This is a genomic window from Alkaliphilus transvaalensis ATCC 700919, from assembly GCF_000621485.1.
In the GTDB taxonomy this organism is placed as follows: Bacteria; Bacillota; Clostridia; order Peptostreptococcales; family Natronincolaceae; genus Alkaliphilus; species Alkaliphilus transvaalensis.
Genome location: NZ_KK211287.1, coordinates 25,381 through 33,923, shown reverse-complemented (window position 1 = coordinate 33,923; position 8,543 = coordinate 25,381). Strand labels below are relative to the sequence as shown.

Below are 8,543 nucleotides of genomic sequence, written 5' to 3'. Positions count from 1 at the left end.
CTAGCACCCTCACGTATTAGTACATACGCTACGGTCGCCAGCTTTTTTTGTTCCTCGAATCTAAAGCTTTTTGAACAGGCTTATATTCTAATGAAAAGGCCTTAGCAATTCCCACCTTTAGAATTAAGGGGACTAACACTAAATCCTTTCCCAAACCAACTACTTTGATAATCCACGTTAATTTCATCAAATAAATCTTCAAGGGATTTGTCATAGGCAAAGGAATAACCTTCAATTTCTTTAATGATATCTTCTGTCTTAGTCTCATCCAGAGACATTGAGAAACGAGGACCACTTCAGCTAAAACCGACAACAGCTATACGTAGGCTCCTATTACCAAATTTTAAAGTTTTTAAAGCCTTTAAGGCAGATTCAGTTAGACTAATTTTCATTACTACACCTCCAATGGGTTCTCCCTACCCCTAAAGGGAGGGGTATAATATCATTATAATCTAATCTATTTGTTGGGTCAAATAGATTTTTTTGACGATTAACTTGGGCAATAGTATAATTAATTGTATAATCATACAAAGGAGTAACTTCTATGAGAAAACTACACTTAAAGTTACAAGTGAAAATCATTATTCTTGTTACAATTATTGTAATGGTTTCAATATATACAACTGTATTTATTATGAATCATTGGGTAACTAGAAATATTCAAAAAGAAGTTGAAATAAATATTATGAATATTGCTCAAATAGTTGCAAATTCGCCTAATGTAATAACAGGTCTCTCGCAGGACTCGATTAAAGAAAATGAAATACAACCCTATGTGGAAAAAATACTGGCTAATTCTCAACAGGTAGAAATTATTGTAGTAGCCAACATGGAGGGAATACGATATGCCCATCCTAATCCTGAAAGGGTCGGACAATCCTTTGTGGGGGGAGATGAACTGAGGGTTATTTCTGAGGGAGAGAAATATATATCAGAAGCCACCGGAACCTTAGGTCACTCGATTAGAGCTTTTGTACCAATATATAGAAACGAAGGAGAACAGATTGGTTTTGTTATGACAGGAACATTGACCCAAAGTATTGAAAGGATGCGGAAACAAAGTCAAATGACTATTGTTCTATCTTCCTTTGTAGGCTTATTCTTTGGTATAATTGGTGCATTTCTATTATCTACAAATATAAAACGGATTCTTTTAGGGTTAGAACCAGAACAAATCTCAAAGCTATATTTAGAAAAGGAAGGGATATTAGAATCTATTCATGAGGGAATAATAGCAGTAGATGATCGGGGAAAAATTACACTGGTGAATGAATCTGCAATAAAATTACTTCAAGTTGCAGATCACGATGTAATTGGTAAAGATGTACTGGAGATTTTTCCAACAAGTCGCTTACCAGAAATTATTCAAACAGGAATTGCAGAATATGATCGAGAACAGGTGATTAATCAAACGATCATCATCACAAATAGGATTCCTATTAAAGAAGGGGAAAAGATAGTTGGTGCTATAGCCACCTTTAGAGATAAGACAATGGTGACAAGATTGGCTGAAGAAGTCACCGGTGTTAAACAAATTGTTGAATCATTAAGGGCAAATACCCATGAGTTTATGAACAAACTCCATGTTATTTTAGGACTAATTGAGGTAAATGAATTAGAAGAAGCGAAAAAATTTATTATCAGCACAGGGGAAAACCAGCAACAAATTATAACCTTAGTAATGAACAAAATTAAAGACCCAACAATTGCAGGATTACTGTTAGGGAAATTTAGTAGGGCAAAAGAACTAGGGATTCATATGAAAATGGATGAAGAAAGCAATTTAGAACGTCGTACTGATCATATTAGTAGTAATGTATTAGTTACCATTATTGGCAATCTATTAGAAAATGCCATGGAGGCTGTAACCATGATGGAATCAAAATATGTTGATTTTAGTATTGTTGAAGAAAGAGATCAGTTAATGATTCGAGTGAAGGACAATGGCGTGGGAATACAAGAAGAACATAAAAATCTATTATTTAATAGAGGATTTACTACGAAGCAAGGAAATCGGGGGGTAGGTTTAGCTTTAGTTAGAGAAATAGTTGAGAACTTAGGCGGATATATTGAATTTTTAAATGAAGATTGTAATACTGAATTTGTTGTTTCATTACCAAAGGGGGAAAAAAAGTGATAAGAGTATTAATAGTTGAAGATGACCCAATGGTTGCTCAATTGAATAAAAGGTTTGTTGAAAGCATTGAGGGATTTAAAGTGCTAGGGGTAGCTTCTAATGGAGAAGATGCTTTAATGTTTTTAAAAAATAATTTAGTAGACTTAATTATTCTAGATGTGTACATGCCTAAAATTGATGGATTAAGTGTACTAAAGGAAATGAGAAAGAAATTTATTAAGGCGGATGTTATTTTGGTAACTGCTGCTAAAGAAACGGAAAACATAGATGAAGCTCTAAAACTTGGTGCCGTGGATTATCTAATCAAACCCTTTGAATTTGAAAGGTTAAAGAGCTCTTTAGAAAATTATTTATTAAGATATAAATTATTACAGAGTAAAAATACAATTCAACAGGAGGATATCGATCGGATTACTAAAAGTAGTAAAATTCAAAATGACGCACCTTTACAAAAGGGCCTTCATAGGGCAACGCTAGAACGAATTCGTGGTTTTATGAAAAAGAATGATAAGGAGTCATTAACTAGCGAGGAGATAGCAGAAAAGGTTGGCATGTCAAGGGTAACTGTGAGACGATATTTAGAATATCTAACAACCACTGAAGAAATAAAGTTGGAGGTTGAATATGGATCAATTGGAAGACCGAGTCACTTATATAAGTATAATCGTAGATAATAGAAGTAGTAGTTCAATTAAGTAATTTTCTCAACCAATTAAGTACATTAATAAAACGACTAATGTTAAGAACCTTGTCTTGTTTGGCAAGGTTTTTTTGTGTCGTTTTTTAATCAAACTGAGATGAAGACTACTTTTCGTTAAAATAAAATCAATTTTTTCTTTATTTACAAAATGTTTAGAATATGTTCTAAATATTTCATTATTTTCTGAATTTAATTATGATAGGTATAAGACTAAGCTAATGTATCAGCTAGCATAAAATAGGAGGATGATTTATCAATGAATTTTGGAGAAAGAAGTTTAAAATTACACGAAGAAAAAGTAGGCAAGATCGGAGTTGTATCAAAGGTAGCTGTAGAAAATCGAGATGATTTAAGTTTAGCTTATACACCAGGTGTGGCAGAACCCTGTAAGAAAATCCACGAAGATAAGGAAAACGTATACAAATATACATCTAAAGGGAATTTAGTTGCAGTTGTAACTGATGGTACAGCAGTATTAGGATTAGGGGACATTGGACCAGAAGCTGCTATGCCAGTAATGGAAGGGAAGGCTATATTATTTAAAGATTTTGCAAATGTTGACGCTTTTCCAATTTGTTTAGATACTAAGGATGTAGATGAAATCGTTAACACAGTCAAACTACTAGCACCAACTTTTGGCGGGATTAATCTAGAAGACATTGGATCTCCCCGTTGTTTTGAAGTTGAAGCAAGACTTAAAAAAGAATTGGACATCCCTGTATTTCATGATGATCAACACGGAACAGCAATTGTAGTAGTTGCAGGTGTAATTAATGCATTGAAGGTAGTAAATAAAAAAATTGAAGATGTAACAATCGTAGTGAATGGTGCAGGTGCAGCAGGTGTAGCAATAACAAAAATGTTAATCAATATGAAGCCAAAAGATATTTTGTTATGCGACCGAGAAGGAATCCTATATCCAGGAGCGCCAGGAAACAACGATCATAAAGAGGAAATGGCTAAAGTAACTAACAAGTTAGAAATAAAAGGTTCATTGGAAGTTGCCATGAAAAATGCAGATGTATTTATAGGGGTTTCAGCTGCAAATGTCCTTACGGCTGAGATGGTTAAAACAATGAGTCAAGATGCAATTATCTTTGGAATGGCAAACCCTATCCCAGAAATAATGCCAGATGTAGCTCTAGAAGCTGGAGCAACAGTAGTAGGATCAGGAAGATCAGACTTCCCAAATCAAATTAACAATTTACTTGCTTTCCCAGGGATCTTTAGGGGTGCATTAGATGTTAGGGCAAAGGATATTAATGAAGAAATGAAGCTAGCAGCAGCTTATGCCATTGCTAGTATTATAAGTGAAGAGGAGTTAAGATCAGACTACGTAATACCTGATCCATTTGACAAACGAGTGGTAGAGAAGGTAGCAGAGGCAGTAGCAAAAGCTGCACAAGATAGTGGCGTAGCAAGAGTATAATAATGAGGGGGTAAAAATATGACAACTGCAACTTTAAATGAAAAGCAAGGTTATAAAATTATGGGTATTTCTTTACCACTATTTGCTCTATTAACCGCTGTCATCTTGGCGGCTACCTACATGGAAGTATTGCCAAAAGGAATGATTGGAGCATTTGCTTTAATGATGGTGATTGGAGCAATTTTAAATGAGATCGGAAGTCGCTTGCCTATTGTAAAGGACTATTTAGGTGGAGGTGCTTTAGTCATTATCTTTGGTTCTGCTGCCCTCGTAACTTATAATGTTTTACCAGAAAGTGCTTCAACAATTATGGCTAATTTTATGAGGGGTGAGGGATTCCTTGACTTTTATATTGCAGCCTTAATTACAGGAAGTATTTTAGGTATGAATAGAAATCTACTGGTTAAAGCTTCAGTAAGATATCTACCAGCTATTATCGGTGGTGTGGTGGTAGCATTGGGCTTAGTAGGTCTAGTTGGAGCTTTAATTGGATATGGAGCAAAGGAAGCCGTATTATACATTGGTGTACCAATTATGGGTGGCGGTATGGGAGCAGGTGCTGTGCCATTAGCTAACATATTTGGTGGAAGCTTAGGGGTTGAACCAGCTGACATGCTTTCTGTAATGGTACCAGCTGTAGCGTTAGGAAATGCCTTTGCTATCATTGTAGCAGGTTTATTAAATCGAATTGGTAAAGTTAAGCAACAGTTAACAGGTAATGGTGAATTATTAAGAACTAAAGAAAAACAAAGTAAAGATCATGTAGAAGAAAAAGAAGAAAAGATTGAATTAAATTATCAAATGATGGGAAAAGGTCTATTATTGGCGGTATCTTTCTTTGTTTTCGGTCTTATTGTAGAAAAATTTGTTCCACAAGTTCATGCTTATGCATGGATGATTATTACTGTAGCATTAGTTAAAATTGCTGGATTATTACCAAGAGAATATGAAGTTGGAGCTTTCCAATGGTTTCAATTTATCATGAGTAACTTGACAGGTGTGTTACTTGTTGGAATCGGAGTTGCCTTTACTAATTTACAACAGGTTATTGATGCTTTCTCCCTTCAATATATTTTATTAGTAGCGGTTACAATTATAGGTGCTGTAGTAGGTTCAGGTTATATCGGTAAATTCGTTGGTTTCTATCCAATTGAATCTGCCATTACAGCAGGATTATGTATGGCAAATATGGGGGGAACTGGAGACGTTGCAGTATTATCGGCATCTGATCGTATGAAACTTATGCCTTTTGCACAAATCTCTTCTCGTATTGGAGGAGCATTTATGTTAATTTTAGCCAGTACTCTATTAGGTCTACTATAGGTTAATAAGTAATAAGTATTAAGTTAAAAATAATAAAGTAATAATAAATAAGTTAATATTTATTTATGTCTTAAGGAACAGGTGCTGATTCAAACAGGACCTGTTCCTTATTTGTTTTAAAACCTGATTTAACCTATCACAGACCTTTCAATAAATAGCTTTTTTCATAATCCCCTTTCTATAATACCTCCATATGAGATATCTACCTATTTTAATTGCCTTTCTCCAAAAAAATCATGAGTAATTCTGCTATATTAATCGAAAAATTCTTCCAGGTAAACCTTTAGTAGCGAGAAATATTTTCATAATAAAATAGTTGACAAATACAAATGGATAATAATATAATAATTGCATAATACAAATATAAATAAAATCAAATAAGTTTTTTCCTTAAGTGATCAAAGGACTAATGATTTATTGTAAAGAAGTAAATTAAGGAGGATTATTATGACAATGGAATGAAGGGGTTTACTACTGACAGGAAGAGAAAAAGTGATCGTAGAGTTAGCAATTGGTAAACCGCGTATAAAAGAACAAAATAAGGCTATAGAGGAATAAAAAAAACTAGGGGTGAGAGAAGAAAAATTCGATCAATTATTTAATGAACTGGAAGAAACTGTAGAAAAAGAGGCTACAAAAGAAACTACTAAAAAAACTATAAAAAAACTATAGAAAATAAGTCTAAATGCTGTTCTGAAATAAATGTAAGGAATCTAATTTTTTCAATATTGAATAACAGATGCTGTAAATAAAAAGAAAAGGAGAATAGTGCTATGCAATTAACAGAAGGTAGAGAAAAAAAGAGTGTGATTAGTTTTATAAAGAAACACATACTTTTAGATAAAATAATGATTGTTTTACTGATCAGCATCATTTTTATGTATTTTTTCAATGAAGCATTACTTCAAAAAATGATAAGTAGTATAGGGGTTAACTTAAAGGCAATTTGGTTATATTTATTTGTGTCTTTTGCCATAGGTGCTTACCTTCAGGCTTCTAAGGCAACCTATTTAATAGGTCGAGTTTTTAGTAATCATCCCCTTAAGACGGTAGCAATGGGGTCTGTATTTGGATCAATAGTACCCCTATGCTCCTGCACTGTTATACCTTTAATCAGTGTTCTATTACGATCTGGTCTACCAATAAGTGGTGTTATGAGCTTTTGGATATCTTCTCCAATATCAAGTATCGATATCTATGTTTTAACGGCTGGCGTGCTAGGCTTTGAATTTGCCACAGCTAGATTGTTGGCGTCAATTTTCATGGGAATGTTGGCTGGAGCAGTGACTTATGGATTAAATAAATATACTAATTTCCTGGGGAATAAAAATGAATATACTAGCAATAACGTTAATCCGAATACTTTTAAAGAAGTAGACTTTAAGATCTGGAAGGATAAGAAGAGGGTTAATGTTTTCTTTAGAGATTTCATATCACAATTAACATCTGTAACTAAGTGGATCTTACTGGCCTTTGCAGCAGAAGTGGTTATGGTAAATTATATGCCTCCTTCTCTATTAGCCACCTATTTTGGTGAATCAAGTATACTTGCTATTCCACTGGCTATTATAATAGGCATTCCAGCTTATATTAATAATATTACAGCTTTACCAATTTTAAAAGGAATGTTGGAAAGTGGAGTATCTCATGGAGCCGGCTTAGCCTTCATTACTGCAGGAGCAGCCACAAGTATTCCTGCCATGTCGGCGGTATTAGCCTTAACAAAACGAAAGATTTTTATCCTGTATTTAGGGCTAGCGCTGGTGGGGTCAATTATTGCAAGCTTTGTATATGAATCTATTCATATGCTGCTAAGATAGGCAAAGAACATTTATCATTTTATGTCATTTAAATAACAATAGAATAGTGGTATAATATGGTATAGTATGTATAATCCTACTATACTGGGGGGATACCAATGAATTTTGACATCTTAAATACGACAATTTTACTGGTTGGCGGTCTAGCAGCCCTATGGGAGACTTTATTACAAATGTCTGGCAAACGGGTATTAAAGAATAGAAGTAGTATTTCTAATCTTTCATTTGTAGCGCCAATAGTCATTGGAGCGAGTTTGTTCTTAGAGGAGATTCTATTTATTTTCTTGGTTTATTTAGGAATAGTTCTTGTTTGTTTACTGATACGTTATTTTGGTGGAGTAGGATATAGAATTGATATTGACCAGTTAAATGGAGTAGACTTCTCTAAAATTGATAGTCTTGTCAAACAATCTATAGATGAAATTGAATATGAACAACCAGAAATAATTAAAGAAGATCAACTAATTAAATACACTTTCTCTGATAATGGAAGAACTATAGAAGTAAAGGAAAAAGAATCTACCTTCACTGAAAAAAAGACCTATCATGTCAATTTCAAAAGATGGTTTAATTTAGGGTCTAAAAAAGAAGTTTTGTATTTTATTGAAACAGCCATTACACAAGGCGAAGATCGGAATATTAAAAGAAATCTAAAGTTGTTGTTTCAGTTAATCTTCACCGTGGGACTATTAGGTTTTGGTTTGTTCCTTATGTCGCAACAGGTCATATCTCCAAAAAATATTCAACAGGTGATTTTAGATGAATTACCGATGGTGTATGTGGTTAAAGAAGATCAATATTTAGAAGATGAAGAATTAGTTCTACAGCTGCATCACATTTTACAAGATAGCTATAACTTTAAAGGTAGAAATAATGCTATGGATCTTCAAAACCCTGATTTAATAGTTTATTATGGTAATGAAGGAAGGGTCCTTTATATAAATAACTATATAGCTAATCTGTACCTTCCTAATTCTGAAATAGGGAGTAGGACCATCTTTCATAAGTTTTTGTTGCAAATATACGAACTTTTTCATCAAGAAGAAGGAACCCAATATAGAATCGTCATAGGACCAGAAGGTTGGATAAACATAATTGATAGAATCTTAGAATCCCCAAATATTAATTAATGAT

Annotated in this window: 7 protein-coding genes; 6 read left to right on the top strand and 1 reads right to left on the bottom strand. The window is 33.6% G+C overall.

What is annotated here, in order from left to right:
* Positions 1-101: 101 nt before the first annotated feature.
* A complete protein-coding gene (locus T335_RS22370) occupies positions 102-278 on the bottom strand; it encodes a hypothetical protein (RefSeq protein ID WP_156943715.1) in 177 nt (58 codons plus the stop codon).
* 266 nt (positions 279-544) lie between these two features.
* Between T335_RS22370 and dcuS the strand changes: the two genes are divergently transcribed.
* The 6 genes from dcuS to T335_RS0116970 all read left to right on the top strand — a co-directional run bounded on the left by dcuS (position 545) and on the right by T335_RS0116970 (position 8,539).
* Positions 545-2,137 (top strand): DcuS/MalK family sensor histidine kinase, encoded by a 1,593-nt coding sequence (gene dcuS / locus T335_RS0117000; RefSeq protein WP_051569382.1) that lies wholly within the window; start codon positions 545-547, stop codon positions 2,135-2,137.
* Positions 2,134-2,811, top strand: a complete 678-nt coding sequence (locus tag T335_RS0116995; protein WP_026478595.1) for a response regulator — start codon at positions 2,134-2,136, stop codon at positions 2,809-2,811. Before dcuS ends, T335_RS0116995 begins: the two co-directional genes overlap by 4 nt.
* 282 nt (positions 2,812-3,093) lie before the next feature.
* Positions 3,094-4,266, top strand: coding sequence for an NAD(P)-dependent malic enzyme (locus T335_RS0116990; protein WP_026478594.1), 1,173 nt, complete (start codon positions 3,094-3,096; stop codon positions 4,264-4,266).
* Between the two features lie 18 nt (positions 4,267-4,284).
* The gene (locus T335_RS0116985; protein WP_051569381.1) at positions 4,285-5,589 is read left to right on the top strand and encodes a 2-hydroxycarboxylate transporter family protein; all 1,305 of its coding nucleotides are present in this window, start codon (positions 4,285-4,287) and stop codon (positions 5,587-5,589) included.
* Positions 5,590-6,362: 773 nt separating this feature from the next.
* Positions 6,363-7,409, top strand: a complete 1,047-nt coding sequence (locus T335_RS21180; protein ID WP_051569380.1) for a permease — start codon at positions 6,363-6,365, stop codon at positions 7,407-7,409.
* Positions 7,410-7,507: 98 nt separating this feature from the next.
* On the top strand, positions 7,508-8,539 hold the full coding sequence (locus tag T335_RS0116970; RefSeq protein ID WP_026478592.1) for a hypothetical protein: 1,032 nt from the start codon (positions 7,508-7,510) through the stop codon (positions 8,537-8,539).
* Positions 8,540-8,543: the final 4 nt, after the last annotated feature.